Genomic DNA, 26,648 nt, shown 5'->3' on the forward strand with positions numbered 1-26,648 from the left:
CCGGCTCCCGCCTGTACGATGGCCCGTCGTGGCCGTGCCGGTGGTAGATCCCTCGCTGAATCCCGTTTCCGCGACCGTCGAGGCGGAACCGACGACAGCGCGTCGGCGACGCCGGCCGACCCGCGCCGACGTGCTGGCCATCGGAGCCTACGTGCTGCTCGGTGTCGTCGTCTGCCTGAGCTACTGGGTCGACGTGCAGAACCGTGTCTCGTCCCACCTGCCCACCGACCACAGCTGGTTCGAGTGGCTCTTCTCGCACGGCGCGTACTCGGTGCGTCACCTGGAGAACCCGCTGTTCACCGAGCGGCAGAACGCCCCCGACGGGGTGAACATGATGGCCAACACCTCGCTGCTCGGGGTGACCCTGCCGCTGGCTCCGCTCACCATGCTGCTCGGCCCCCAGGTGGTGTACGCGCTCTACCTGGGCGGCGCGCTCGCGGCCACCGCCGGCACCTCGTACTGGGTGCTGTCGCGGCACCTGGTGCGCTCGCGGGCGGCGGCCTTCGTCGGTGGCGCGTTCCTCGGCTTCGCCCCCGGCATCGTGCACCACGCCAACGGCCAACCCAACTTCGTCTCCAACTTCCTGCTGCCGCTGATCGTGGTGCGGGTGTTCCGGCTGGCCGAGCCGGGCCGGTGGCGGCGCGACGGGCTGGTGCTGGGGCTGCTGGTCGCGTACCAGATCTTCATAAACGAGGAGATGCTGCTGCTCACGGCGCTGGCCTGCCTGGTCGTCGTGATCGCGTATGCGGCGATGAGGCCAGCCGAGGCGTGGCGACGCGCCGGCACGTTCGCCACCGGGCTGGGCACCGGTGCCGCGGTGGCCCTGCTGCTCGCCGCCTACCCGATCTGGTTCCAGTTCAACGGCCCGCAGTCCTACCGGGGCCTGCAGGGCGGGGTGTTCCACAGTTGGGGCGAGGACGTGGCCGCCTTCGTCACCTTTCCCCGCGACACGATCGCCGGTGACGAGGCGGTGGAGGCGACGATCGGGCTGACCGAGCAGAACACCTGGTTCGGCTGGCCACTGGTGGTGCTGTCCGCGGTGGCGCTGCTGCTGCTGGTACGCCGATCGTTCGTGGCCCGGATCCTCGCCGTGCTGGTGGTGTTCTTCTCGGTGGCCGCGCTGGGCCCGGAGATCCGGTTCAACGGCGAGCTGACCGGCATCGCCGGCCCGTGGTCGTACATTCCGGCGGACCTGCCCCTGGTCGAGATGATGATGCCGACCCGGCTGGCCCTGGTGACCACCGCCGCGCTCGGCGTGCTGCTCGCACTCGCCTGGGACGCGGTGGCCGGCAACCGCCGCCCGCCGGTGCCGGCCCCCGCGCCCCCGAGGGCGCGCGCCGCACCGGGCGGCGGCCCCGCTGGCAGCGGCCGATCGGGTACGCCGCCATCACGCTCGCCGTGCTGCCGCTGCTCCCCGCCCGCTGCCGGCCGAGCCGGTGGCACCGCCGCCGACCTTCATCACCTCCGGTGCCTGGCGGCCGTACGTGCCGGCGGGTCGCACGCTGGTGCCGGTGCCCATCCCCAGCAACGTGCACGGACTGTCCACACTGCGGTGGAGCGCGCTGACCCAGCACGAGTTCCCGATCCCGGCCGGCTACTTCATCGGCCCGAACCTCGACGGCGAAGGTGTCTTCGGCGCCCCGAACCGGCCCACCAGCATGCTGGTCTACCAGACGATGGACGCCGGTGAGCTGCCCGAGCTGACCGACGAGAACCGCCGGCAGGCGCTGGACGACCTGCGCTTCTGGCGGGCGTCGGTGGTGGTGCTCGGCGCCCACCCCCGCGAGCCGGTGCTGCGGGAGCTGCTGACGGCGCTGCTCGGTGAACCGCAGCGTGTCGACGACGTCTGGCTCTGGGACGTCCGCGACCGGCTCTGACGAGCGGCCGATGCCCGACGGGTTCAGCCCGGGGCGGGCTCGGAGACGTGGGCGGTGACGATGCGCCAGCCCGCCGGAAGGCGTACCCAGGTCTGGGTCTGCCGGCCGGTGGCGGTGGCGGCGTACCCGAACCGGGTCGTCACGACCGCCAGGTCCGGGCCGAAGGCGGTCACCACCGTGTCGACCAGCCAGCGGCCGGGCGGCAGCGGCGGCTGGGCGGCCCGCCACTTGCGCTGCGCGTCGAGCCCGTACTGGTGGTCGGCGATGCCGAAACGAACGGTCCGGTCGGAGTCCCAGAAGAACCCGCAGATCCGGTCGGCGTCCCCGTCCACCAGCGCCTGCTCGTAGCCGACGAAGGCCGCCGTCACCTCGGCGACCACGTCCGTCCGGTCGATCTCCATACGGTGAGTCCTCTCTATGCGGGCCGGCACGGGAAAGCACCCGGTCGGGCGGCGGCGGGCCGGTGCCTGCCGCACCGCCGCCCGACCGGGTGGTTCGGTCAGCCGCTCACCACCGGCTCGCGCTGCTCACCGCCCGCCGGCTCATTGGGTGCCGCCGGGGTGCCGCCGTGCAGGCGGTCCAGTTCGATCTCCTCCGGCTCGGGAACCCGGTGCGGATGCCTGCCGAGCGCGAAGATCGCGCAGATCACCGCGACGAAGAGGTAGCCGAGCGCCACCTGCCCGTTGGCGTTCCACTGGACCTCCTCACCGTGGATCAGGCCGATGAAGGCGAGCACCGAGCCGGACGCGGCGAAGATCGCCGCGTGGACGAAGCGTTTGTCGATGATGAACGCGACGATCGCGCCGAGCACCAGACCGGCGAGGATGGCGCCCTCGCCGAGGATCCGCAGGCCGTCGTAGACCACTCCGGCGCCGGCCAGGGCCTCGTTGCCGACCTCCGCCGCCGTGGTGCCGGCCGCCGCGAGGGCGTTGTTCATCTGCCCGGTCGCCCAGGCCGCGATGTTGGGTATCAGGGCCGCCACCACCGCCGCGGCGTGTGCCCGCGGCGTCGCCTGGAACGCCTGGGCACCGATCAGGAGGCCGATGTAGAGCAGGATCGGCACGATCGCCGCGGTCGGGAAGATCGCGCCGAGCAGGGAGAACATCCCCAGGAAGCAGAGCAGCGCGATGACGATTCCGGTCGCCATCGAATAGCCGGTGCGCCCACCGGCGGCCTTCCAGCCCGGGTGGCCGACGTAGACCGCCGGCGGGAACGGCGAACCGAGGGCGGAGCCGATGACCGCGCCGGCACCGTCGGCGAGCAGGACGCTGCGCAGGTTGTAGTTGTCCCCGGCGGTGGCCGCGCTCTCCACGTTGGTCATCGCCTCGGTGAAGTTGTAGACGCCGAGCGGGATCGCGGTCGCCAGCAGCGGCGCCATGTCGGAGAGCCCGCGCAGCAGCAGGTCGAGCTGGAAGGTGGGGAACGCGAACGCGATGTCGCGCGCCGCCGCCGTGACGTCCGGCACCGACATCGCCCCGCCGATCCAGCCGATCGCGGTGCCGAGCAGCAGCGCGGCGAGGCCGATCGGGAAGTTGAACGGCAGCTTGACGTCGGTGAGCAGGCCGATCAGCAGCAGCGCCAGCACCGGCAGGGCGATCCAGGCCATCCGCCACATCTGGCCGGCCGGGTTCATCGAGATGAAGGTGATGGAGATGCCGGCGAGGGTGCCCAGCAGCGCCGCCCGCGGCGTGTAGCGGCGGATGTACGGGCCCACGAACGCGCCGATCAGCACGATCACGCCGATGATGAAGGCCCAGGCCATTCCCGCTTCCCAGGCCCGCAGCGCGTCGCCGGTGCTCAGGTAGATCGGCAGCATGATGACGAAGATGACGATGAACATGTGCGGCACGCTCGGCCCGTACGGCAGGGCGGTCACGTCGGTGCGGTTCTCCCGCCGGGCCAGCCGCCGGGCCAGATGGGTGTAGTAGACGTTGCCGGCGACCAGGGCGATGCCCAGTGCCGGCAGGATCGTGCCGAACACCTCCCGTTCGGGGAGGTTCACCACGAAGAGGCAGAGCCCGGTCAGGGTGAGCACGTTGACCAGGACGTTGACGCCGAATCCGAAGAACGCGTTGGTGTCGCCGCGCACCCAGTACGGCAGCGGCACGACGGAGGGTTTGGTGGAGACCATGGCTGCTCCCGGTCAGGAGGAGGGTTGCAACACGGGGTTGGTGGGCAGCACGGCGAGCACCTCCGTGGAGTCGGCGACCCACCCGAAGATGCCGCCCTGGGCGGCGATCATGTCGAGCCCCACCCGCTGGAACTCGGGGAAGTAGGACCCGACGCAGTCGGCGAGCACGAGACACTCGTACCCGCGGTCGTTGGCCTCCCGGACCGTGGTGTGCACGCACACCTCGGTGGTGACCCCGGTGACCAGCAGGCTGCGGATCCTCCGGCCGGCGAGCAGGGCGTCCAGCCCGGTGGCGTAGAAGGCGCCCTTGCCGGGCTTGTCGATGACCGGTTCGCCGGGTAGCGGCGCCAGCTCGTCGACGATGTCGTGGCCGTACTCGCCCCGGACGAGGATCCGGCCCTTGGGTCCGGGGTCGCCGATCCGCTTGCTCGGCGCGCCCCGGCTGAGCTTGGCCGGCGGGCAGTCGGACAGGTCGGGCAGGTGTCCTTCCCGGGTGTGCACGACGGTCAGCCCCGTGGCGCGGGCACCGGCCAGCAGCGCGGTGAGCGGCGCGATGGTGCGCCGCAGCTGGCCGACGTCGTTGCCCAGGCTCTCGCCGAACCCACCGGGCTCCAGGAAGTCGCGCTGCATGTCGATGACGAGCAGCGCCGTGGTCGAGAGGTCGAAGGTGTACGGGGAGGGCCGCGCGGCGGCAACGGTCAACATGCGTTACCTCACTTGGTCGTGGCGGCGATGACGTCGTCGGAGGTGGCGACGCAGCCGAAGACGCCGCCCTGCATGGTGACCATGTGCAGCGCGGCGTCGTGGTTTCCCTTGTCGGTGGCGCCGGTGCAGTCGGCGAGGATCAGGCACTCGTAGCCCCGGTCGTTCGCCTCGCGCATGGTGGTGTGCACGCAGACGTCGGTGGTGATGCCGGTGAGGATCAAATGGGTGACACCCCGGGTGCGCAGCACCAGGTCGAGATTGGTGGCGTAGAAGGCCCCCTTGCCCGGCTTGTCGACGATCACCTCGCCGGGGGCCGGGGCGACCTCGGGCACGATCTCCCAGCCCGGCTCGCCCTTGACCAGGATCCGGCCGCACGGGCCGGCCCCGCCGATCTCGGCGCCGATCTGCGCCGAGCGCCAGCGCTTGTTCGCCGGCAGGTCGGAAAGGTCGGGATCGTGCCCCTCCCGGGTGTGTACGACCAGCATCCCGAGCGATCGGGCGTGCTCCAGCAGCCGGGCGGTGGCCGGCAGGCCGGCCCGGGTGAGACCGATGTCGTAGCCCATCGCGTCGACGTAACCGCCCGGCCCGCAGAAGTCGGTCTGCCAGTCGATGCAGAGCAGTGCGGTACGCGCGGTGTCGGCCGCGCCGTCGTACGGCCACGGGTAGGGATTCGCCGTTACCGGCCCGATCCGGCCCATCCTCTGTCCTCCTCCATGCGTCAACTCCGGTGCGCCGCGGCGCGGCGGTACGCCCGCCACCCACCGGTGGCGCTGATGTCCTCGGCCTGCGGGCCGGCGGCGTACGCCTCGCAGAGGAAACCGAGCACGTCCCGCCCGTCGTGCAGCCGGATCCAGCCGAGCGAGAGCGGCGCCGGCACGCCGGCCAACAGGTCGCCCACGGCGGTGGTGGGCAGCCGCCACAGCTCGACCTCGATCGGGTGACCGTCGGTCGGGGCGACCCGGACCAGACCGGGTATCCCCTCGCCGTCCGGTGTGTCCATCCGGTAGAGCCGGTACAGCGGTGCGGTGCGCGCGACACCGGCGAGGGTGGCCCCCCGGTCGGTCAGCTCCGCGTTGCGGGACTCGCCGGCCAGGTGCCGCCCGACCACGGCGATCAGCACCCGCGCCGGGCCGGGGCGGGCACGACCGGGGTGCCCGGCGACCCGGCGCCGAGCCCGATCTCCGCCGGCGCCGGGCCGCCGGCGCCGAGGACGACCGGAGCCGCACCGGAACTCCGTGCGCCCCTGGCGGCCTCGGAACCGGGCGCGATCCGGCCACCGGCGGCGGTGAAGGCCGCGGCGAGCCGGGCCAGGGTGGTGTCGCTGAACGCCGGGCCGACCAGGGTCAGGCTCGCCGGCCGGCCGGCGGCGGTGAACCCGTTGGGCACGGTCACCGCCGCCAGGTCGAGCAGGTTGGCGAACTGGGTGTAGCGGCCGAGCATCGCGTTGCGCCCGATCGGGTCCTCGGCGATCTCGTCCAGGGTGAACGTCGTGCCGACGGTGGGCACGACCAGCGCGTCGACCTGCTGCCACAGCTGGTCGACGCGGGCCGCAGCTCGCGCAGCCGGTGCTGGCCCCGGAAGGCGTCGACGGCGTCGTAGCGCCGGCCGGTCTCCAGCACGGTCCGGGTGACCGCCAGCACCGCCTCGGGGTGTTCCCGCAGGAAGCCGTCCAGCGCGGCGAGCCGCTCGGCCACCCACGGCCCCTGGTAGAGCAGGTCACCCGCCTCGAAGAAGGTCTGCAACGGCACCGGCCGGGTCCGACCGACCAGACCCCGCAGCCCCTGCACGCCCGCGGCGAACCGGACCGCCTGCCCGGCGTCGCCGAAGAACTCGAGGTCTTCTGTGCAGGGCACGCCGAGGCGTAGCGTCCCCGGCATGCGGGGAACGACCCGCTCCGCCGGCAGCGGACGACCCCACGGGTCGGCCGCCGAGACGCCACGGGCGGCGTGCAGCACCTCGGCCGCGCCCGCCACGTCGGCGGTGAAGATCGAGACGCAGTCCAGCGAGCGGCAGGCCGGCACCACGCCGGCCGTGCTGAGCAGGCCCCGGGTGGGCTTGACGCCGACGATCCCGTTGAGCGCCGCCGGCACCCGGCCGGAACCTGCGGTGTCCGTGCCCAGGGCGAAGCTGACCTGGCCGGCGGCGACCGCGACCGCCGAGCCGGAGCTGGATCCGCCGGAGATGAGCCCGCCGCCGAAGACGCTCTCGCAGCTGCCGTACGGCGACCGGGCGCCGGTGAGGCCGGTGGCGAACTGGTCGAGGTTGGTCTTGCCGACGAGCACGGCACCGGCGTCGAGCAGCCGGCGCACCACGGGTGCGTCCTCCGCGGCGGTGTACCCGAAGTCGGGGCAGCCGGCCGTGGTGACCATGCCGGCGACGTCGATGTTGTCCTTGACCGCGAACGGGATGCCGTACAGCGGCAGCGTCGCGGGGTCACCGAGGCCGGCCAGCCACTCGGCGCGGGCGGACAGCTGCCCGGCCGAGACGGTGCTGATCCAGACCGGCTCGCCGGTCCGTCCGGCGAGCCGGGCGAGGACGCGCTCGACCAGGTCCACGGGGGTCAGGTCACCGTGGAGGTACGCCGACCGCAGCTCCGAGACCGATCCGATCCGCTCTGGCATACAGTCGATTGTCGACCGTTCTGTTTCGGCGAACCGCGCGATATGTAACGACGCGATGACGGCAGCCGGGTCGCAGGCGCCGGTGCTAGCCGAGGTAGGAACGCGCCCCGTGGTCGGAGAGCACCGTGAGGACCGTCTCCGGGTCGCCCGCGGTGACCGCCTCCAGCAGCCGCTCGTGCCGGTGGACGCCGTCCAGCGGCTGCGCCACCTCCGCCTCGCGGCGCAGGTTGATCGCCATGTAGAGCTGCAACTTCACCAGGATCGAGTCGTACACCGCGGAGAGCTGGCGATTGCCGGCGAGCGCCACCAGCGCGACGTGGAACGCCCGGTGCGACCCGGCGACCGCCAGTCGGTCGGCGGCCCGGGTCGCCTCCCGCATCTGGTCCAGCGCCGCCCGCAGCCCGGCCAGGTCGCTCTCCCGCGGCACCGGGATCGCCGATCGCACCGCGAAGCGCTCCAGCACGTCGCGCAGCTCGTACAGCTCCCGCACGTCGCGGTCGGAGAGGGTGGCGACCCGGACCCCGCGCCGCGGCACATGCTCGACCAGCCCCCGCTGGGCCAGCAACCGCAGCGCCTCACGCAACGGTGCGCGGCTGATCCCGAGCCGCCGGGTCAGTTGCTCCTCCACCAGCCGTTCACCCGGATCGCTCCGGCCGCTGAGGATCTCCCGGGTCAACCGGTCCACGGCGAGGTCCACCAGGCTGACACTCTCCAGCTCGCCGTCCACCGGCGATGCGGCCACGTCGTTCACTCCGATGAGTCTGCCACCTGTCACCGCGGCACCGGCGCGGGCGCGCACCCGGCGACTCAGCCGACCAGCGGGCGGACGTCCCAGACGAGCGCACCGTCGATCTCCCGGGCCGGGCCGAGCAGCGCCTCGACGGTGCGCCGCACCGGCCCGCCGTGGTGCAGTCCACCCTGGACGACCACGGCCGCCCGCCAGTGCCGCAGGTCCGTCACCGCCTGACGGCGGTCCGCTTCGCTGATCGTCGGCACCTCGCCCGTGTCGGCCACCCGCCGCAGCAGCACCGACGTGGGCCGGTCCGGAGCGCCCCAGCGCGCCGCCGGGTCGTCGGGGGCCCGGGGCCGATGAAGAAGCCGCCCGGCGCGGTGAAGGCCAGCCCGGTTCGGGCCGACCAGAGCATCGCCGGGCTCCGGCCCGCGTTGGTGACCGGCGGCACCGGCACCAGCGTCCGCCCCGCCGGCACGAACGCCCGCCAGGTTCCGTCGGCGACGAACGCCGGAACCGGCCAGGCCGGCACGGTGCGGATCGGTGTCGGCGCGAGCGGCAGCAGCGTGGCGGTCACCGCGCCGGCCCAGAGCAGCCGCACCGGCACCGCCTCCCGGGTCGCCGGTGTCGTCGGGGCGCCGGGCCGGTCCGGCGGACCCGCCCGACGGACCCGGTCGAGGCTCAGCGCGATCAGGATGCCCAGCACCGGCACGCAGACCAGCGAGAAGCGGGCCGGCACCACGTGGTCGAGCAGCGGCAACTCGGCGATCAGCCGGTACGGCCCCGGCAGGTCGGTCGGCGCGCCACCGAGACGCACCCGCGCCCCGAGGGAGAGCAGGGCGAACACCACCCCGCAGGCGGCGAGCGCCCGCACCAGCGGGCGGCGCCACAGCCAGACCGTGATGACCACGGCCAGCACCAGCAACCCCGGGCCGAAGAAGGAGTTCTCCTCGGTCGGGTTCGGCGCCAGCAGTCCGGGCAGGCGGTGGTCGCCGAAGATGGTCTGCCCGGCCACGGCGGTGAACGACGCGGCGTCCAGCTGGTAGCCGTACGCGTGGAACGGCATCCCCCGGTAGTGCCCGGTGCCGAAGAACTGGAACCACAGCGGGTACGCCAGCAGCACCCCCGCCACCACCGCGCCGACCACGATCCGGCGGGCCGTGGCCGGGGCGAGCCGGCCGGCGGCGGCCCGGTCGGCCAGCGCGTACCCGAGGACGAAGACCCCGGCGGCTAGTGCCACCAGGAGCAGCACCTCCTCGCCGAGGAAGACCTGGTAGGTCACGACCAGTCCGAGCAGGACGCCGTGCCACCACCCCCGCCGGCCGGTTTCCGGGCGGACCGGTTCGGGGCGGAACACCAGCGCCAGGATCACCGGCACCAGGAACTGGGCGGCCATGTGCAGGTGCGACCCGGCCTGGGCGACCATGCCGGGTGCGAAGCCGCAGACCAGCCCGCCGACCGCGGCGGCCACCCGGGAGTCGACCAGGCGGCGGCGCAGCAGCACGTACCAGGCGCTGGCGGTGCCGGCCAGGCAGCACACCACCGCCAGCCCGAAAGCCACCTGCGAGCCGAACAGCAGCGTGACCGGGGTCAGCGGGACACCCAGCCCGAGCACCGAGGTGTTGGCCATCAGGTTCACCCCACCGGGGGCGTTCAGCGCGTCGCTGGACAGCGGGTTCTCCGGACCGACGACCGCACGGGCCGCGTGGGCCAGCATCCACTCGAAGAGGATCTGGTCGCCGGCCTGGTGAAAGAGCCGATCCGGGCGGCCCCACTGCCGGCTGGCCAGCCACGCCGCCAGCGCGAGGTAGCCGGCCAGGACCGCCCCGTCGACGGTACGCGCGGGAAGCCGCCGCCGTCGGCGGATGGCGACCTCGGCGCCACGCTGGGCCGTGCCGACCGACATCAGGTCCGGCGGTCGGTCAGCGACCGTACGTCCCACACCCAGACATCCAGCTCGAGGCGGGCGGGGCCGACCAACTGCTCGACGGTCTGCCGCAGCGGCTCGGAGTGCGGCTGCCGGATCGGCAGCACCAGGATCGCCGCCCGCCAGTACCGCAGCTCGTCCAGGGACCGGCGGCGCTGGCGGTCGTCCAGCTCGGGCGTCCGGCCGGTCGTCGCGACCTCTTCCAGCAGCCGCCCGACGCCGCTCGGCCGGCCACCGAAGCGGCCCGGATCGCCGGTGTTGCCGTTGCGCGGGGCGAGGAAGTAACCACCGGGGATCTTGAATTCGAGGTTGGTGGCGGCGGCCCAGCGCATCCCGTGGGTGTTGCCCATGCTCGGCACCGGGATCGGTACGAGCGTCTGGTCCGGCCCGACGTAGGCGCGCCAGCGGTCGGCGGTGATGAACTCGGGCACCGGCGGACGGGAGGTCATCGGCAACGGCATCGGCATGATCGGCAGCAGCGCGAGCACCAGCCCGGCGCCGGTCAGCGTACGCACGGTCCGCCGGTCCAGCGGCAGGGTGCGGCTCCGCTCGACGGCCAGGGCCAGCAGGATCGCCACCACCACGCTGGTGATCATCCCGAACCGGGTCGGCACCACCGCGTCGAGCAGCGGCAGCCGGACCAGCCACTCCCACGGTCCGGCGATCAACTCCCGGTCCCACCAGGAGATCCGCTCGCCGAGGGAGAGCAGGGCGTAGAGCGCGGCGGTCGCGGCGAGCGCCCGGACCAGCACCTCCCGCCGGAGCCATGCCACGATGCCGACGGCGATCAGCGCCAGGCTCCAGCCGAAGAAGGCGTTCTCCTCCGAGTAGTTCGGGGCGAGGTTGACGTTCGCCCGCTGGTTGCCACCGATCGTCGGCGAACCGGGGGTGAGGTACGCGGCGATGTCGTTGCCGTAGTCGCGGACCGCGTCACTGAGCCCGTGGTACGCCATCGGCCCGGCGAACTGGATGTACAGCGGGTACGCCAGCAACGCGCCGGCAATCACCGTGCAGGTGGCCAGCGCCTTGGCCAACGGCCGCCAGGCCCGCGACCAGAGCGCGGGTCGTTGGACGAGCACCGCGATCAGGAAGATTCCGCAGCCCATCGCGGTGAAGAGCAGGATCTCCTCGTTGATGAACGCCTGCACGGCGACCAGCAGGGCGAGCAGCGCGCCGTCGCGGTACGGCCGGGTCGACCTGGTGATCACCATGACCCGCCAGACGATGAACGGCAGCAGGAACTGGCTGATGATGTTCGGATGCCAGCTGGCGTGCGACAACATGGCCGGCGAGAAGCCGCAGAACCAGCCGCCCACCACGGCGGCCAGCCGGTTGCTCACCAGGTGCCGGGACAGCACGTGGTACCAGGCCGAGGCGGTGCCGGCGAGACCGAGCGTCACCAGCAGCACGAAGGTGACGGCGGGCCCGAAGAGCAGGGTCACCGGCACCATCGGGATGCCCAGCGCGAGGATGGCCGTGTTGGCCATCAGGTTGACCCCGTCCGGATAGTTGAACTGCTCGGTGAAGAACGGGAACTCGCCGTGCAGCACCACCCGTACCGAGTGGGCGAGGAAGAACTGCACCTGGGCCGGGTCGCTGCTGTAGAGCGAGGCGACCCGGCCGGCCGGATCCAGCCAGATCTGGCTGGTCACCCAGATCGCGGTGAGCAGGAACCCGCCGAAGACCGCGAGATCCTGCCGGCGGCGCGTCCACCGGAACCGGCGGCGACCAGCCGCGGCACCGCCGGCCGGCTCGGCCCCACCCGCGTCGGTGCTCCCGGCCGGACCGGCAGCCGCCACCGCGTCCGCGGCCGGGTCGGTCGTGGACGGAGCTGCGGTCGTCGACGGAGCTGCGGTCGCGGGCGGGGCTGCGGTCGCGGGCGGGGCTGCGGTCGTGGGCGGGGCTGCGGCGGTGGCAGCCGCGGCCTCGCTCGCCGGGACCGAGCTGCCCGCACGCTCACCCAGCGTGACGACCTCGGACGGCGAGTCGGCGACGTCAGCGGATTGCGGCGGCGCGGCGGCGCGGGTCTCAGCAGGCGTCACAGTCGGCGGAGTCTACCCGAGTAGGGATACGCCCCAAAGTCGAACGGATGTCCCCTGTGGCCGGTGTGCACCGCGCGCGACGCAGCGTAAGGCGGCGCCGGCCATCGACGAGACGTCTCGTACTATTGCCCTCCGACAGGACGAGGCGATGCGATCGATCGGGGGCGTGAGAGTTGGCTCCAGTCCGCTGGCGCGGCTTGACGGCCGTCGGCCTGTCGGCTCTGCTGGTCGCCGCCACCGCCTGCGGGCCGGTCACCGAGCGGCAGCCGCAGGATCTGCGGGTCGGCTACGACAGCATGGACGGCTCGTTGACCGTGTGGCCGCCGCGCGGCTCGCTGGCCGAGGACGCCGCGGCGACCGCCGCGGTGACCGAGGCGGTTCGGGACTGGCGCACACCGGTGGACGACCGGGTGCACGTGCCCACATCCGGCATCCTCTTCTCCGGCGAGGTCGACGGCGCCCCGCTGGCCCTGGTCGCCGCCTCGGTACCCGGCGAGGCCGCCTCCTGGCTGCTCCAGCTCACCGGCGACGGCGACCGGTACGTGGTCAGCCATGCCACCGAGTACACCGACCCCGGCTACCTCGTCTACTCCGACGTGCTGCCGGTGCAGACCTCCGACGGGCGGCGGTACCTCACCTCGGAGCGGGTCCGGCGCCTGGTCGGACCGAACGGCCGCACGGTCTCCGGCACCGACGGCCTGACCGAACCCGTCGACGTGCCGCGGTGCCGGGCGGTGACGGTGACGGCCGCCCTGCGGTCCACCGAGTCGCTGCCCGGGGCCGTGCCGCCGACCGGCTGCTCGATCTCGGCACCGGCACCGCCGGCCCCCGCTATCCGCTGGTCCGCGACGAGAGCGGCTCCGGCCGGCGGGCGCTGACCGATCTGGACACCTGCCAGCTGGCCGGCGAGGACGCACCGTTCGGCAGCATCTCCCGGCGCATCGGTGACCGGGACGTCCCGCAGTCCGTGCCGGCGTCCTGGCCGAAGGCGAAGCTGGCGGTGCGTACGCTCGGCGAACTGGCCCTCGGCGGCGGCGCGCCCGCCGAGCTGGAGCAGCTCAGCTGGGAGAGCGCCGACGGCACGATGAGTGCCGTCGTCTACCGACCCGCCGACAAGGGCCCGGTGGTGCTCTCCCCGGCCGACCGGACCAACCCGCTTCAGGTCTACGAGCTGCCGGTGCCGGGCCGGCCGCTGGTCGTGCTGAGCTGGCGCTCCACCAAGGACACCACCTTGTCGGTGCCGCCGAACACGACCCGTCTGGTCGATCGTCCCGGCCTGGTGGTGGCGCCCCTCCCCGAGCGCCGCGAGACCTTCAGCCTCGCCGCCGACGAGAAGACCCACTACCGCTCCGCCGGCTCCTCCCGCCGCTGACCCGCTCCCGCGATCATGCAGTTGTGGCACCGGAAATCAGTGGTTTCGCGGCCTTTGTGAGGTGCCACAACTGCATGATCGGCCCACTGTTAGCGGGAGGTGGGGGTGTTGGGGGTCAGGTGGGGGTTCGACGGGGTCGGTGTCCAGGCGGGAGATCCAGCCGGTGACGTCGCGGGCCACGTCCTGCGCGGTCAGGCCGAGGTCGGCCAGGATCTGGCCGCGGGAGCCGTGCGGGTGCCAGTCGGCCGGCACGCCCAGGTCGCGCAGCGGCACCCCGACGCCGGCGTCACGCATGGCCTGGGCGAGAGCGTCGCCGACCCCGCCGACCCGGACGCCGTCCTCGACGGTGACCACGAGGCGGTGCTCGGCGGCCAGCTCCACCAGTTCCGCCGGGACCGGGCGGACCCAGCGCGGGTCGACCACGGTGACCCCGTAGCCCTGCTCGGCCACCCGGGCGCCGACCTCCATGCCCAGCTGGCCGAAGGCACCCACCGCGACCAGCAGCACGTCGGTACGCGCCGACTCCGCCAGTACGTCGACGGTGCCGACCCGGCGCACGGCCGGCAGGTCGGCGGCGACCGTACCGGTGGGGAAGCGCACCACCGTCGGGCCGTCGTCGACGGCGACCGCCTCGCGCAGTTCCTCCCGCAGGGTGGCGGTGTCGCGCGGCGCCGCGATCCGCAGGCCGGGCACCACCCCGAAGACCGACATGTCCCAGATGCCGTAGTGGCTCGGCCCGTCGGGGCCGGTGATGCCGGCCCGGTCCAGCACGAACGTGACCGGCAGCCGGTGCATCGCCACGTCCAGTAGGACCTGGTCGAAGGCCCGGTTGAGGAAGGTGGCGTAGACCGCCACCACCGGATGCAGCCCGCCGAGCGCCAGCCCGGCGGCAGAGGTGGCCGCGTGCTGCTCGGCGATGCCCACGTCGTAGGTGCGCTCCGGATACTTGCGGGCCAGCTTCGCGATGCCGGTCGGCTCGGCCATCGCGGCGGTGATGCCGACCACGTCGGGCCGCTCGTCGGCGATCGCGACCAGCTCGTCGGCGAAGACGTGGGTCCACTTCACCACGGGCGCGGCGGTGGCCTTGCCGGTGGCGATGTCGAAGGCACCCGGGCCGTGGAAGCAGTCCGCCTCGTCCTCCTCGGCGGGGCGGTAGCCGTAGCCCTTGCGGGTGACCGCGTGCACGATGACCGGGCCGCCGAAGTTCTTCGCCGCCCGCAGCGCCGTCTCGACGGCGGCGACGTCGTGCCCGTCGACCGGGCCGACGTACTTGATGCCGAGGTCCTCGAACATCGCCTGCGGGGCGACCGCGTCCTTGATGCCCTTCTTGACCGCGTGCAGCACCTCGTACATCGGCTTGCCGACCAGCGGGGTCGAGCCGAGGGCGTCCTTGACGGCGTCCAGGACCTTCTCGTAGCCGGGGTTGAGCCGCAGGGTGGAGAGGTGGTGGGCGAGACCGCCGATGGTCGGCGCGTATGACCGACCGTTGTCGTTGACCACGATGACCAGGGGGTTGTCGGTGGCGGCGATGTTGTTCAACGCCTCCCAGCACATGCCGCCGGTCAGCGCCCCGTCGCCCACCACGGCGACGACGGTGCGCGACTCGCCGCGCAGCGCGTACGCCTTGGCCAGCCCGTCGGCGTACGACAGGGCGGTCGAGGCGTGCGAGTTCTCGATGAGGTCGTGTTCACTCTCGGCCTGGCTGGGATAGCCGGAGAGCCCGCCACGCTGGCGCAGCTGGTCGAAGCCCTCCTGGCGACCGGTGACGATCTTGTGGACGTACGCCTGGTGACCGGTGTCGAAGAGCAGCCGGTCACGGGGAGAATCGAAGACCCGGTGCAGGGCGAGGGTGAGCTCCACCACGCCCAGGTTCGGGCCGATGTGCCCGCCGGTACGCGACACCTTGGCGATCAGGAAGTCGCGGATCTCGGCGGCGAGGATGTCCAGCTCGGTGGCCGACATGCGCTTGACGTCCTGGGGACCGTGCACCGTGGCCAGCAGTCGGCCGTGGTTGGCCGTGTCCTCTTCAACACTCATGACCGCAGAGTCTATCGGCCCTCGCGCAGCACGCAGCCCGGGTGAACGAGCTTCCGGGCTGAGCGTCGGGTCAGCCCCCCACCCGCGGGCGGCGTGGCGACCGTTCCCGGGAACCCGCCCGGCCCCGGCAGCCGGCCCGACCCGCCGCGCCGAGTCAGCCCGGCAGCAGCAGCCCGACCAGTTCCACGTGCTGCGTCATCGGGAACAGGTCGTAGCCGCGCAGCGTCTCCAGCCGCCAGCCCAGGCCGGCGAAGACCCGCACGTCCCGGGCGAAGGCGGCCGGGTCGCAGGCCACGTACGCCACGGCACGCGGCCCGGCGGCGACCACCTCGCGCACCACCCGCGCGCCGGCCCCCGACCGGGGCGGGTCGAGCACCACCACGTCGACCGGCCCGGTGATCCGGCGACGGGCCAGGGCGGTCTCCACCCGGGCCGCCACCACCTCGACGGTGGGCAGGTCGCGCAGGTTCTCCCGGGCCGCCGCAACGCCGTCACCGGCCGCCTCGACCAGGGTGACCCGGCCGGCCGCGCCGACCCGGCCGGCCAGCGCGGCGGCGAACAGGCCCGCCCCGCCGTAGAGATCCCAGGCCGTCTCCCCCGGCCGCGGGCCGGTCAGCTCCAGCACCGCCCCGACGAGCGCGTCCGGCGCGTTGGGATGGACCTGCCAGAAGGACGAGGCGGGCAGCGACCACTCCCGGCCGGCGGCCCGTTCGCGGACCCGGTCCGGGCCACTCACCACGGCGTCCCGCCCGCCGGCCAGGGCGGTCACCGCCACGTCTCCACCGGAGGAGGCGACGGCCTCCACCGCGTCGGCGTCCGGCCAGTCCGCTCCGGCGGAGGTCAGGATCGGCAGGTCCTGGATGGCCGGGTGGGCGATCAGACACCGGTCGACCGGCACCACCTCGTGCGAGCGGTGCTTGAGCAGCCCGGCGCGGCCCGCCGCGTCCACCGCGTACCGAACCCGGGAGCGCCAGCCGAGTGGTCCGCCCGGCAGCGCCTGCCCGGACGCCCAGCGCGTCGCACTGGGCGTCGGTCAGGCCGCCGAGGCGGGTAAGTTGCTCGCGGACGACGCCGGCCTTCCAGCTCAGCTGCGCATCCGGCGCGACGTGTTGCAGGTCGCAGCCGCCGCAGAGACCCGGCCGGGCGTACGGGCAGGGCGGTGTCACCCGATCCGGGGCGGGCTCCAGCACGCTGACCGCGTCGGCCCGGACGTAGCCCCGGTGCACCTCGGTCACCTCGGCCAGCACCCGCTCGCCGGGCAGGGCGTGCCGGACGAAGACCACCTGGCCGTCCACCCGGGCCACGCAGTGCCCGCCGGGGGCGATCGCCGCCACGGTCAGTTCGACCCGCTCGGCCTCCGTCAACCCACCGCCCGCGGTGCTCCCGGTCACCGCGGTTCCCCGCTCGGTGCCTGGTTCTCGCCGAGCGGTGCGGAGTCCACCGGGGGGACGGCCGGCGGCAGGGTGCTGCGCTGGGCCACCCGGGGACCCCGGACCGGCCCCCGGGTGAGCGTGGCGTCCATCCGGTCGAGGTCCTTGCCGGCGGTCGAGGCGAGCTGCCACGGCACGCTGGTCACCATCACCCCGGGCTCGAACAGCAGCCGGCCCTTCAGCCGTAGCGCGCTCTGGTTGTGCAGCAGGTTCTCCCACCAGCGTCCGACCACGTACTCGGGGATGAAGACGGTCACCACGTCGCGCGGTGAGTCGCGGCGGACACCGGCCACGTAGTTCAGGATCGGGCGGGTGATCTCCCGGTACGGCGAGTCGATCACGGTGAGCGGGATCGGCACGTCCCGGCGTTCCCAGTCGGCCTGCAACTGCCGGGTGTCGTGATCGTCCACGTTGACGGTCACCGCGGTGATGGTGTCCGGCCGGGTGGCCTGGGCGTACGCCACCGCCCGCAGCGTCGGCTGGTGCAGCTTGCTGACCAGCACGATCGCGTGGTTGCGGGCCGGCAGCACCGGCCGACCGTCGTCGTCCGGGGTCAGCTCGACGGCCACCCGGTCGTAGTGCCGGCGGATGGCCAGCATCAGCACGTAGATCAGACCCATCGCGACGATGGCGATCCACGCGCCGAGCAGGAACTTGGTGATCAGCACGATGACCAGGACCGTGCCGGTCATCGCCATGCCGAAGGTGTTGATGGCCCGGCTACGGAGCATCCGGCGACGCACCAGCGGGTCCCGCTCGTTGGGCAGCAGCCGGTTCCAGTGCCGGATCATCCCCGCCTGGGACAGGGTGAACGACACGAAGACGCCCACGATGTAGAGCTGGATGAGCTTCGTCACCTCGGCCTGGAAGCCGATGATCAGCACGATCGCGAAGCTGGCCAGGAAGAGAATGCCGTTGGAGAAGGCCAGCCGATCGCCCCGGGTGTGCAACTGCCGGGGCAGGTAGCGATCCTGGGCGAGGATCGAGCCGAGGACCGGGAAGCCGGTGAAGGCCGTGTTGGCGGCCACGAAGAGGATCGTGGCGGTCACCCCGACGACCACGAACAACAGCACCGAGCCGGCGCCGAAGATCGTCTCACCGAGTTGGGCGGTGACGGTCTTCTGCACGTACCCGTCGGGGCCGGCGACGATCTGCAGGCCCGGGTTCTCGACGAACTGCAACCCGGTGAGCCGGGCCAGCCAGATGATGCCGACCAGCATGGTCACCGCGACGAGGCCGAGCATCAGCAGGGTGGTGGCGGCGTTGCGGCTCTTGGGCGCCCTGAACGCCGGCACCCCGTTGGAGATCGCCTCCACGCCGGTGAGCGCGGCACAGCCGGAGGAGAAGCTGCGCAGCAGCAGGAACGCCATCGCCCAGCCGGTCGTGTCGTGCCACTCGGCGGCGATGACCAGGCCGGCGCTGGGCGCCCGCAGGTCCTCCCCGAGCACGACGATCCGGACCAGCCCGGTGAGGATCATGCCGACGATGACGATGACGAAGCCGTACGTCGGGATCGCGAACGCGGTGCCCGACTCCCTCAGGCCACGCAGGTTCACCGCGGCCAGCAGCACCACGGCGGTGACGGCGACGAGCACCTTGTGGGTCGCCACGAAGGGGAGGACCGAGCCGAGGTTGGCCACCCCGGAGGAGACGGACACGGCGACCGTCAGCACGTAGTCGACAAGCAACGCGCTGGCCACCCCCACCCCGGCGCGCCGGCCGAGGTTCACCGTCGCCACCTCGTAGTCGCCGCCCCCGGAGGGGTAGGCGTGCACGTTCTGCCGATAGCTGGCCACCACGGTGAGCATCACCACGACCACCCCGAGGGCGACCCACGGCGAGAAGACGAAGGTCGAGGCGCCCGCGATGGAGAGCATCAGCAGGATCTCGTCCGGCGCGTACGCCACGCTGGACAGGGCGTCCGAGGCGAAGACGGGCAGGGCGATGCGCTTCGGGAGGAGGGTGTGCTTGAGCCGGTCGGACCGGAACGGTCGACCGACGAGCAACCGCTTCAGCAGGGAGGTGGATCGGGCCACAACGGCCAAGCGTACGACCACCTCCGGTGCTCGCGGGGGGTGGCCGGCTGCGGGCGGATGAGCCGCCGGAGTACCGTCGGTCCCCGTCCGCCGTCCCGACGTGGCAGGCTCGCAGGCGACGAGGCGCAGCGGTAGGCACCGTGGGAGGCAGCGTGCATGTCGTGATCATGGGATGCGGCCGGGTCGGCTCGACCCTGGCCCACAACCTGGAGTCCCGGGGGCACTCGGTGGCGGTCATCGACCAGGACGCCGACTCGTTCCGCCGGCTGAGGCCCGACTTCGCCGGGACCACGGTCACCGGAGCCGGTTTCGACGGCGACGTGCTGCGTCAGGCCGGCATCGAACGGGCGGACGCCTTCGCCGCCGTCTCCAGCGGCGACAACTCCAACATCATCTCGGCTCGGCTGGCCCGCGAGACGTTCGGCGTCTCCCGGGTGGCGGCCCGCATCTACGACCAGCGCCGCGCGCAGGTCTACGAGCGGCTGGGCATCCCCACCGTGGCCACCGTCCGGTGGACGGCCGACCGGATGCTGCGGCACCTGCTGCCCGAGGGCAACGTGGAGATCTTCCGCGACCCGACGAGCACCGTCTCGATCGTCGAGGTGCCCGTGCACAAGGACTGGATCGGCCACCCGGTGCGGGAGCTGGAGGAGGCGACCGGGGCCCGGGTGGCGTACCTGATCCGCTTCGGTATCGGCACGCTGCCGGCCCGCTCCAGCATCCTGCAGGAGGGCGACCAGGTCTTCATGCTGGTCACCGACGACATGGTGAACACGGTCACCTCGGTGGCAGCGGCGCCGGAAGGAGGGCAGTGATCGTGCGAGTCGCCATTGCCGGCGCCGGCAACGTGGGTCGCTCCATCGCCCAGGAGCTGATCGAGAACGGCCACCAGGTGATGCTCATCGAGCGGCAGCCACGGATGCTGCGGCCGGACCGGGTGCCGGACGCGGAGTGGGTGCTGGCCGACGCCTGCGAGCTGGCCAGCCTGGACGAGGCCGACCTGGCCCGCTGCGACGTGGTGGTCGCGGCCACCGGCGACGACAAGGTCAACCTCGTGGTCTCGCTGCTGGCCAAGACCGAGTTCGCGGTGGCGCGGGTGGTCGCCCGGGTCAACCGGGCCGAGAACGAGTGGCTGTTCACCGAGCAGTGGGGCGTGGACGTGGCGGTCAGCAAGCCTCGGGTGATGGCCGCGCTGGTCGAGGAGGCGGTGACGGTCGGTGACCTGGTCCGCCTGATGACCTTCCGGCAGGGCGAGGCCAACCTGGTCGAGATCACGTTGCCGCCGACCGCCCCGTACGTCGGGCACGCACTGCGGGAGATCCCGCTGCCCCGGGACGCCGCGCTGGTGGCGATCCTGCGCGGCAAGCGGGTGCTGGTGCCCAGCCCGGACGACCCGATCGAGGCCGGCGACGAGCTGGTCTTCGTCTGCACCGCCGAGGTCGAGGACGCGGTCCGGGCGGTGGTGCTCGGCCCGGACAGCGTCGAGCGCACCCGGGAGTCGCGCTAGCGTTCCGGGTGGTCGGCGCCGGCATCCGGCCGCGGCCGGGGTGGCTCAGCTCGCCAGCGGGGCCATGCCGGGCTCGCGGGTCACCCGCCGCACCGCCCAGACCGTGATCAGCAGCAGCAGCACGTAGGGCGGGTAGCCCAGGGCCAGCCGGGCGATCCCGAGTGCGGTCTCCATGTCCGCGGCCGCCGCCTCGTCACCGAGCTGGTCGAACCGGCGGGCAGCCAGGTAGATCGCGGCCTGCACGCCCACCTTCGCCAGCCACACCACACCCCACAGCACGGTCAGTCTCGTGAAGGTGCGGACCAGCTTGGGATCGTCGCGCCACACGGCACTGCCCCTGGCCACCAGCACCGACCAGATCCAGCCGACCAGCGGCTGTCGGATCGCCGCCGAGACCAGCAGCGCCACCCCGTAGCCGATGCCGTAAAGGATCCCGGGGAGGTAGAAGTCGCGCGCGTCGCCGGTACGCCAGGCGATGGCGGCGCCGATCGCGATGCCGAACAGGCCGTTGACCGCGTGCCGCACCGGCCGGCGTTGCGCCAGTCGCAACCCGCCGATCAGCACCGCCACCGCCACCGAAGCGATCACCGCGGGCCGCAGCTCGCCGAGGATGTTGGCGATCACGAAGACCACCACCGGGATGCTGGACTCGACCAGCCCTCGCCAGCCGCCGAGCTGGTCGGCCATCTGCTCGGCGACGGTGGGCAGTCGCTCCTCGTCCGCCGGCCCGCTCTCCGGCTGGGCGGCCGGATGCTGTCCCGTGGTCATCGCCCGCCTTCCAGCTCGTAGTACGGGTTGTAGATCACTTTACGGTCGTCGCGCACCGCGATCCTTCCCCGGGCGGTCAGGTGCCGCCCCGGTTCGACGCCGGCGATGTGCCGCCGGCCGAGCCAGACCAGTGTCACGACGTCACTGCCGTCATAGAGATCCGCTTCCAGCGCCGGCTGGTTGGTCCGCGGGGTGTAGACGACGGTACGCAGTCGGCCGCTGACCGAGACCACCTGCCCGCGCGCGCACTGCAACATCGGCACCGCACCGCAGCGGGCGCTCTCCTGCTGCAACTGCTGTGCCTCGATCTCGGCCTCGCTCGCGGTTAGCCGTCGCAGCATCCGTCGCAGCGAACCCCGACCCTCGTCGGCGGTCATGACCTCCGCGCCACCCTCTCCACGCCGGCCGGCTGGCACCGGCACCCGCCGTGCTCCGGCGACGCCGGAACGGTTCCCGCCAGGGTACGCCGGGCGGGGCGGTCCCGGCGCACCCGGAAATCCTCGTCTCAGCGGGCGCCGGGCGCCGAGGCGGCATCCGCCTGCCCGGCCTGTGCGGCCGCCTCGCCTGCCTCACGCGGCAGCCGCAGCGGCAGGGGCTCACGCACCGGCTTGGCCTCCACCCCCCGGTCGACGACCAGCCCGTCCAGGCAGTGGGCCAGCGGGCCGGCCGCCGCCGGCCTGGTGGCCGCCTCACCCTGGTACACCGCGCGGACCATCCAGCGCGGCCCGTCGATCCCGACGAACCGCAGGTCGGTCGGGCCGTCGTCGGTACGCACCCGGGCGTGCAGCTCCGTGCCGTACTCGCCGGCGACCTCCTCCACGGTGGCCCCGTCGGCGAACAGCGACTGGCGGATCTCCTCGCGCACCTCGCCCCAGATCCCCTCGGACCGTGGGGCGGCGAAGACGCCGAGTTGCAGGGCGCTCTGCCCGTGCACCAGCACGACCTGCTGAACCACCCCCTGCGGGTCGGCCTGCACCCGCACCTCGACATCGGGTACCGCCGGGATCTGCAGGCTGCCCAGGTCGAGCCGCTGCACCCCGTCGGGCGCCTCGGTCACGTCGTACGGCCCGCGCGCCGGCGCCGGCTCGACGCCCTCGGGCACCTCGGCGACCTGCTCGTCAGGGGCGTGCCGTCCCGCGGCCCGCTTTCGGGAGAAGATCACTGCGTCCACCCTCCGCTGTTCGCACTCACGGTGCCCTCGCTTCCGTCCGCGCCGTCCGTCGCCGCCGGCGGCACCAGCCCGGCGTGCCCGCCCGTGGAGCCGTGCCCGCCGGTCCCGCGTCCGGACGCGGGCAGCTCGGCCACCGGCTGGAAGACCGCCCGTTCCACCCGCTGCACGACGAGCTGCGCGATCCGGTCCCCCCGGGAGATCTTCACCGGCACGGCCCGATCATGGTTGATCAGGTTGACCAGGATCTCACCCCGGTAGCCGGCGTCGACCGTACCGGGCGCGTTGAGCACCGTCACGCCGAGTCTGGCCGCGAGCCCCGATCGGGGATGGACCAGGCCCACATATCCCTCGGGCAGGGCGATCGCCACGCCGGTCGGCACCAGCGCCCGGCCGCCGGGCGGCAGCTCCACGTCGGTGGCCGCCACCAGGTCGGCACCGGCGTCACCGGGATGGGCGTACGCCGGCACCGGCAGCTCGGGGTCGAGCCGTCGGACCGGCACGGGCACCATATCGGTCACGGTTTCCCTCTTTCGTCCATTCCGCTGGGGATGACCCCTGTCATCCTGCCCGGTACCCGGGCGACGCCGCGCCGTACCCTGGCACGAGTGAGCCAGTCACGGTCTCCTTCGTCCACCGCGGCGCGCCCGGCGTACGCCGAACGGCTGCGTCTGCCCTGGTGGTGGTGGCTCGCCGGGCTCGCCACCGCCGCCCTGCTCGCCGTGGAGATCTGGATGGGTGGCACCGGGGTGCGGGCCTGGTTGCCGTTCGCGGTGCTGCTGCCCGCCGCCGTCGCCGCGCTGGCCTGGCTGGGTCGGATCCGGGTCGTGGTGACCGACGGCGAGTTGCGGGTCGACGACGCCCGACTGCCGGTGCGCTTCGTCGCCGACGTCATCCCGCTGGACGCCGCCGGGCGGCGTGAGGCGCTCGGCGTCGGAGCGGATCCGCTGGCGTTCGTCGTTCAGCGACCATGGATCGCGGGGGCCGTCCAGGTGGTCCTCGACGACCCGGCCGACCCCACCCCGTTCTGGGTGGTCAGCACCCGCCACCCGGTCGAGCTGGCCGACGCCCTGCTGGCCGCCCGGGACGCGGCAAACTGACCGAACCCGCAGTGCCCCCGCGGAGCCGCGGTCAGGAGGCCCCGGGCAGGGCAGGCGGGGCGGGCGGCGGCCCGCCAGGCAGACCGCGCCGGTGCCGGCGCAGGTCGGTGCGGAGTTGGTCGGCCAGCGTCCGGGTGGCCCGGCGGTTCAGGTAGCTCGCCACCGCGGCGCCGGTGAGGAAGGGGCCCAGCGTGGTCAGGTTGCGGCCGAAGCGCTTGAGTAGGGTGTCTCGCAGCTCGTGACGGGCGGCCGTGCCCAGCACCGCGCCCACCCCCACACCGGGCATCATCGGGTTCACCCCACGCTGGTTGGCCCAGGCCTGCACCAGGGCGACCGTTCGCTGGGTGCCGCCGGCCGGCAGCGGTACGCGGTAGACCTCGTGCAGTTCGCCGGTCAGTTTCAGCTCGACCGCCACCACGGCAACCGTCTCGGCGGCGAGCAGGACCGGCGCCGACAGCAGGCTCGGGGTGACCGTCCACTGCACCGCCGAGGCGCCGCCCCCGGCCGCGCCGACCCCGCCGTCGCCCGGGAGGCGTTGCGCACCAGCCGGTCGGCCAGCTCCTCGTCGTCGAGCCCGGGGAAGTGCCGGCGCAGGGTGGCCAGATCCCGGATCGGCACATGCGGGGCGATCTCGGCGACCATGTCGACCATCCAGCGCAGCGCCGCCTTCGGCTTGAACAGGTCGCCGACCCCCCGGCCACGGACCTGACCGACCAGCCGACGCAGCAACTGGCGTCGTCTCGCCGGCTCGATCTCGTCGTCGGTCAGCGCGGCGACCGTCGCGCCCAGCTCACCATCGGCGGCCCGCTCGCTCCGCTCCCGCTCGCTCATGCCTCACGAGTCAACCAGGTTGGGCGGCGCGGCGCTCGCCGAGCCGGGCAGCGGCGGCTCCGCTCGGGAGCCGCCGCTGTGTTGGTTCCGTCTTCCGTCGGTCAGACGCACTCGCGGCAGATCAGCTCGCCGTTCCGCTCGATCGCCAACTGGCTGCGATGGTGCACCAGGAAGCAACGGGCGCAACGGAACTCGTCCTGCTGCATCGGAAGCACCTTGACCGTCAGCTCTTCGTCGGCAAGGTCGGCGCCGGGCAGCTCGAAGCTCTCAGCCACTTCGGCCTCGTCGACGTCCACGGCGCCCGACTGCGAGTCGACGCGCCGTGCCTTGAGCTCTTCCAGGCTGTCCTCGCCGAGGTCGACCTCGTCGCGGCGCGGGGCGTCGTAGTCGGTGGCCATCGGTTTCACTCTCCCATTTCGATGTTGTCGCTTCCGGTTGTAACGCCGGACGACGCTGTTTCGGTTCCGCTGGCCGGCCACCGCTTGTGTCGGCCACCTGACCCGACGACCGCTCGGACCAGACCGCCAGAGGATCTCCCCGGCGAGCGCGGAACCTACCCCCCCTTTGGGCGAGGCATGTATACCGCCCTCGTGGCTGAGATGTACGCCCCTGCACGGGAAGTTGTTCCCAATGTGACTCAGGCGACACGAAGATAGGGGTAGTACTACCCGGTTCCCGGATGGCGCGCCGGCATGTCGGACTGTTTCCACGCGACGGCCGGACACCCGTTAACCTCAGCGGCGTACCCGACGGCCGGCGGGACGGCCCGACCGCCGGCGGCCGCCGCCACCCATCATTGCCCGGGAGCGCCCTGATGAGCTTTGCGCGAGTGCGAGCACTCGTTGTCGTCGGCATGCTGGCGGTGGTCGCCCTGATCTTCGTGGTCGTCGCCCTGGTCAGGGACACCCAGGGTACCGCCGGCATGGCCGATGCCTGCCCGGAGGACTGGCCGCGCGCCGACGTGAACCTGCGCGAGTCCAAGGAAGTCAAGATCAACGTGCTGAACGCCACCGACCGGCCCGGGCTGGCGGCCAGCGTCGGCGACAACTTCCGCAACCGGGACTTCCAGGTGAAGAAGGAAGCCACCGAGAAGAAGCAGATCGACGATGTGGCGGAGCTGCGCTACGGCCCGAAGGGGGTCGGCTCGGCGCACCTGCTGCGGGCGTACTTCCTCGACAACGCCGAGTACGTCTACGACCCCAAGCGTGAGGACGACGTCGTCGACGTCGTGCTGGGCAACAGCTTCCAGCAGCTCGCCACGACCACCGAGGTCAACCAGTCGCTCGGCGACCTGGGCGCCCCGGTCGCCCCGCCGGGTTCCTGCCCGATGCCGGTCGACAGCTGACCGGTCGGGCGCCGTGTCCGATTTCGACGGGTCTCACCGACAGCGCCCGGGCGGCCCAGGCCGGCGGCTGATCGGCGACCTGCTGCCCGGGCCGGCCGGCCAGGGCAGCGGCGGAGCGGCGGTCAGGGTCCGCCGGAGGCGTCCAGCGCGGCCAGGCGGTCGTGCAGCGGGGCGAACAACGCCGGCGGAGCGGCGATGACCATGTCCGGTCCGGGGGCGAGCCCCTTGAGCCCACCGACCTGCAGGCCGGCCTCGGTGGCCACCAGCGCGCCGGCGGCCTGGTCCCAGGCGGCCAGGCCCTTCTCGTAGTAGGCGTCGGCCCGCCCCTCGGCGACGATGCAGAGGTCGACGGCGGCGGCACCGAGCCGGCGGATGTCGCGTACGTGCGGGATGAGGTCGGTCAGCACCCGGGCCTGGTGGGCGCGGCGAGCCGCGTCGTAGCCGAACCCGGTGACCACAAGTGCCTGGCCCAGCTCCGTCTCGGTCGAGCACCGCAGCCGCCTGCCCTCGCGCCAGGCCCCACCACCGGCGGTCGCGGTCCACTCCTCGCCGGTGTGGATGTTGCGCACCACGCCCGCCGTGACCTCGCCGCCCACCTCCGCGGCGATCGACACCCCGCAGTGCGCCAGCCCGTACAGGTAGTTGACGGTGCCGTCGATCGGGTCCACGATCCACCGCACCCGCGCCGGCGCCTCGACGTCCCGGGCCGCCGTGCCGTACTCCTCGCCCAACACGGCGTCGTCCGGCCGCAGCCGGCGCAGTTCGTCGGTGATCTGGCGCTCCACCACCCGATCGGCGGCGGTCACCACATCGGTGACGGTGCTCTTGGTCGCCGCGACCGAGACGCCCTCGGCCCGCATCCGGTACGCGGTCGCCGCCGCGCCCCGCGCCACCTCGATCGCGATCTCCAGTAGCTGCTGTGGCGGTGGCGCCGAGCGTTCCATCATCGGTCCCCTTCCCGCACGGCCGGGTATCCGGGTTCCGCGCGAGTATCATCCTTACAAAGTCCAAAAGCGCACCG

The 26,648-nt window shown here is 72.9% G+C and carries 23 protein-coding genes and 4 pseudogenes; 6 read left to right on the forward strand and 21 right to left on the reverse strand.

Annotated elements, in window-relative coordinates; all coding sequences use genetic code 11:
* The first annotated feature begins 40 nt into the window (after positions 1-40).
* Positions 41-1,877: pseudogene (locus KIF24_RS21300) on the forward strand (hypothetical protein).
* Between the two features lie 23 nt (positions 1,878-1,900).
* On the opposite strand, the gene KIF24_RS21305 reads toward KIF24_RS21300, so the two are convergent.
* The 11 genes from KIF24_RS21305 to KIF24_RS21345 all read right to left on the reverse strand — a co-directional run bounded on the left by KIF24_RS21305 (position 1,901) and on the right by KIF24_RS21345 (position 11,790).
* Complete coding sequence (locus KIF24_RS21305) at positions 1,901-2,278, reverse strand: AtzH-like domain-containing protein (RefSeq protein WP_221085540.1); 378 nt, start codon at positions 2,276-2,278, stop codon at positions 1,901-1,903.
* Positions 2,279-2,376: 98 nt separating this feature from the next.
* Positions 2,377-4,008, reverse strand: coding sequence for a solute carrier family 23 protein (locus KIF24_RS21310; RefSeq protein WP_230415811.1), 1,632 nt, complete (start codon positions 4,006-4,008; stop codon positions 2,377-2,379).
* A 12-nt stretch (positions 4,009-4,020) separates the two neighbouring features.
* Positions 4,021-4,713 carry a cysteine hydrolase family protein gene (locus KIF24_RS21315; RefSeq protein ID WP_230415813.1) on the reverse strand — a complete coding sequence of 231 codons (693 nt, stop codon included), beginning with the start codon at positions 4,711-4,713 and terminating at the stop codon, positions 4,021-4,023.
* 8 nt (positions 4,714-4,721) lie between these two features.
* Positions 4,722-5,411, reverse strand: a complete 690-nt coding sequence (biuH, locus tag KIF24_RS21320; RefSeq protein ID WP_221085541.1) for a biuret amidohydrolase — start codon at positions 5,409-5,411, stop codon at positions 4,722-4,724.
* 20 nt (positions 5,412-5,431) lie between these two features.
* Positions 5,432-5,833: an allophanate hydrolase-related protein gene (locus KIF24_RS21325; protein WP_221085542.1), complete on the reverse strand. Its 402-nt coding sequence runs from the start codon at positions 5,831-5,833 to the stop codon at positions 5,432-5,434.
* The gene (locus tag KIF24_RS33305; RefSeq protein ID WP_331461234.1) at positions 5,827-6,219 is read right to left on the reverse strand and encodes a hypothetical protein; all 393 of its coding nucleotides are present in this window, start codon (positions 6,217-6,219) and stop codon (positions 5,827-5,829) included. The genes KIF24_RS21325 and KIF24_RS33305 overlap by 7 nt, the downstream gene beginning before the upstream one ends.
* Positions 6,102-7,334 carry an amidase family protein gene (locus tag KIF24_RS34660; RefSeq protein WP_331461235.1) on the reverse strand — a complete coding sequence of 411 codons (1,233 nt, stop codon included), beginning with the start codon at positions 7,332-7,334 and terminating at the stop codon, positions 6,102-6,104. The genes KIF24_RS33305 and KIF24_RS34660 overlap by 118 nt, the downstream gene beginning before the upstream one ends.
* An 85-nt stretch (positions 7,335-7,419) precedes the next feature.
* On the reverse strand, positions 7,420-8,085 hold the full coding sequence (locus KIF24_RS21335) for a GntR family transcriptional regulator (protein WP_221085543.1): 666 nt from the start codon (positions 8,083-8,085) through the stop codon (positions 7,420-7,422).
* Positions 8,086-8,141: 56 nt separating this feature from the next.
* Complete coding sequence (locus tag KIF24_RS33315; RefSeq protein WP_230415815.1) at positions 8,142-8,294, reverse strand: hypothetical protein; 153 nt, start codon at positions 8,292-8,294, stop codon at positions 8,142-8,144.
* Positions 8,291-9,970 (reverse strand): hypothetical protein, encoded by a 1,680-nt coding sequence (locus tag KIF24_RS21340; RefSeq protein WP_230415816.1) that lies wholly within the window; start codon positions 9,968-9,970, stop codon positions 8,291-8,293. Before KIF24_RS21340 ends, KIF24_RS33315 begins: the two co-directional genes overlap by 4 nt.
* Positions 9,970-11,790, reverse strand: a complete 1,821-nt coding sequence (locus KIF24_RS21345; RefSeq protein WP_331461386.1) for a hypothetical protein — start codon at positions 11,788-11,790, stop codon at positions 9,970-9,972. The genes KIF24_RS21340 and KIF24_RS21345 overlap by 1 nt, the downstream gene beginning before the upstream one ends.
* Before the next feature lie 416 nt (positions 11,791-12,206).
* Between KIF24_RS21345 and KIF24_RS21350 the strand changes: the two are divergent.
* Positions 12,207-13,405 (forward strand): annotated as a pseudogene (locus tag KIF24_RS21350) (hypothetical protein).
* Between the two features lie 36 nt (positions 13,406-13,441).
* Here KIF24_RS21350 and dxs read toward each other — a convergent pair.
* The 3 genes and pseudogenes from dxs to KIF24_RS21365 all read right to left on the reverse strand — a co-directional run bounded on the left by dxs (position 13,442) and on the right by KIF24_RS21365 (position 18,908).
* Positions 13,442-15,442: a 1-deoxy-D-xylulose-5-phosphate synthase gene (dxs, locus tag KIF24_RS21355; protein ID WP_230415818.1), complete on the reverse strand. Its 2,001-nt coding sequence runs from the start codon at positions 15,440-15,442 to the stop codon at positions 13,442-13,444.
* A 154-nt stretch (positions 15,443-15,596) separates the two neighbouring features.
* Positions 15,597-16,833 (reverse strand): annotated as a pseudogene (locus tag KIF24_RS21360) (class I SAM-dependent RNA methyltransferase).
* Positions 16,830-18,908, reverse strand: a complete 2,079-nt coding sequence (locus tag KIF24_RS21365; protein ID WP_221085544.1) for an APC family permease — start codon at positions 18,906-18,908, stop codon at positions 16,830-16,832. Before KIF24_RS21365 ends, KIF24_RS21360 begins: the two are co-directional and overlap by 4 nt.
* A gap of 152 nt (positions 18,909-19,060) precedes the next feature.
* Between KIF24_RS21365 and KIF24_RS21370 the strand changes: the two genes are divergently transcribed.
* A complete protein-coding gene (locus KIF24_RS21370) occupies positions 19,061-19,723 on the forward strand; it encodes a potassium channel family protein (protein WP_221085545.1) in 663 nt (220 codons plus the stop codon).
* Positions 19,720-20,415: a potassium channel family protein gene (locus KIF24_RS21375; protein ID WP_221085546.1), complete on the forward strand. Its 696-nt coding sequence runs from the start codon at positions 19,720-19,722 to the stop codon at positions 20,413-20,415. Before KIF24_RS21370 ends, KIF24_RS21375 begins: the two co-directional genes overlap by 4 nt.
* Positions 20,416-20,460: 45 nt before the next feature.
* Here KIF24_RS21375 and KIF24_RS21380 read toward each other — a convergent pair whose 3' ends face one another.
* The 4 genes from KIF24_RS21380 to dut all read right to left on the reverse strand — a co-directional run bounded on the left by KIF24_RS21380 (position 20,461) and on the right by dut (position 22,872).
* Complete coding sequence (locus tag KIF24_RS21380; RefSeq protein WP_221085547.1) at positions 20,461-21,183, reverse strand: DUF3159 domain-containing protein; 723 nt, start codon at positions 21,181-21,183, stop codon at positions 20,461-20,463.
* The gene (locus KIF24_RS21385) at positions 21,180-21,560 is read right to left on the reverse strand and encodes an OB-fold nucleic acid binding domain-containing protein (protein ID WP_221085548.1); all 381 of its coding nucleotides are present in this window, start codon (positions 21,558-21,560) and stop codon (positions 21,180-21,182) included. The genes KIF24_RS21380 and KIF24_RS21385 overlap by 4 nt, the downstream gene beginning before the upstream one ends.
* A 128-nt stretch (positions 21,561-21,688) precedes the next feature.
* On the reverse strand, positions 21,689-22,345 hold the full coding sequence (locus KIF24_RS21390; RefSeq protein WP_221085549.1) for a DUF3710 domain-containing protein: 657 nt from the start codon (positions 22,343-22,345) through the stop codon (positions 21,689-21,691).
* Positions 22,342-22,872, reverse strand: a complete 531-nt coding sequence (gene dut / locus KIF24_RS21395) for a dUTP diphosphatase (protein WP_221085550.1) — start codon at positions 22,870-22,872, stop codon at positions 22,342-22,344. The genes KIF24_RS21390 and dut overlap by 4 nt, the downstream gene beginning before the upstream one ends.
* A gap of 87 nt (positions 22,873-22,959) precedes the next feature.
* Between dut and KIF24_RS21400 the strand changes: the two genes are divergently transcribed.
* Complete coding sequence (locus tag KIF24_RS21400; protein WP_331461236.1) at positions 22,960-23,451, forward strand: DUF3093 domain-containing protein; 492 nt, start codon at positions 22,960-22,962, stop codon at positions 23,449-23,451.
* A 31-nt stretch (positions 23,452-23,482) separates the two neighbouring features.
* On the opposite strand, the pseudogene KIF24_RS21405 reads toward KIF24_RS21400, so the two are convergent.
* Together KIF24_RS21405 and KIF24_RS21410 are read right to left on the reverse strand one after the other, a co-directional pair.
* Positions 23,483-24,282, reverse strand: a pseudogene (locus KIF24_RS21405) (hypothetical protein).
* 101 nt (positions 24,283-24,383) lie between these two features.
* Positions 24,384-24,680: a DUF4193 domain-containing protein gene (locus KIF24_RS21410; protein WP_137778117.1), complete on the reverse strand. Its 297-nt coding sequence runs from the start codon at positions 24,678-24,680 to the stop codon at positions 24,384-24,386.
* A gap of 431 nt (positions 24,681-25,111) precedes the next feature.
* Between KIF24_RS21410 and KIF24_RS21415 the strand changes: the two genes are divergently transcribed.
* Positions 25,112-25,627: a LytR C-terminal domain-containing protein gene (locus KIF24_RS21415; RefSeq protein ID WP_221087480.1), complete on the forward strand. Its 516-nt coding sequence runs from the start codon at positions 25,112-25,114 to the stop codon at positions 25,625-25,627.
* 122 nt (positions 25,628-25,749) lie between these two features.
* Here the strand turns inward: KIF24_RS21415 and KIF24_RS21420 are convergent, their stop codons facing one another.
* Complete coding sequence (locus KIF24_RS21420) at positions 25,750-26,571, reverse strand: inositol monophosphatase family protein (protein WP_221085552.1); 822 nt, start codon at positions 26,569-26,571, stop codon at positions 25,750-25,752.
* Between the last annotated feature and the right edge of the window lie 77 nt (positions 26,572-26,648).

The organism is Micromonospora tarapacensis, from assembly GCF_019697375.1.
GTDB lineage: Bacteria > Actinomycetota > Actinomycetes > Mycobacteriales > Micromonosporaceae > Micromonospora > Micromonospora tarapacensis.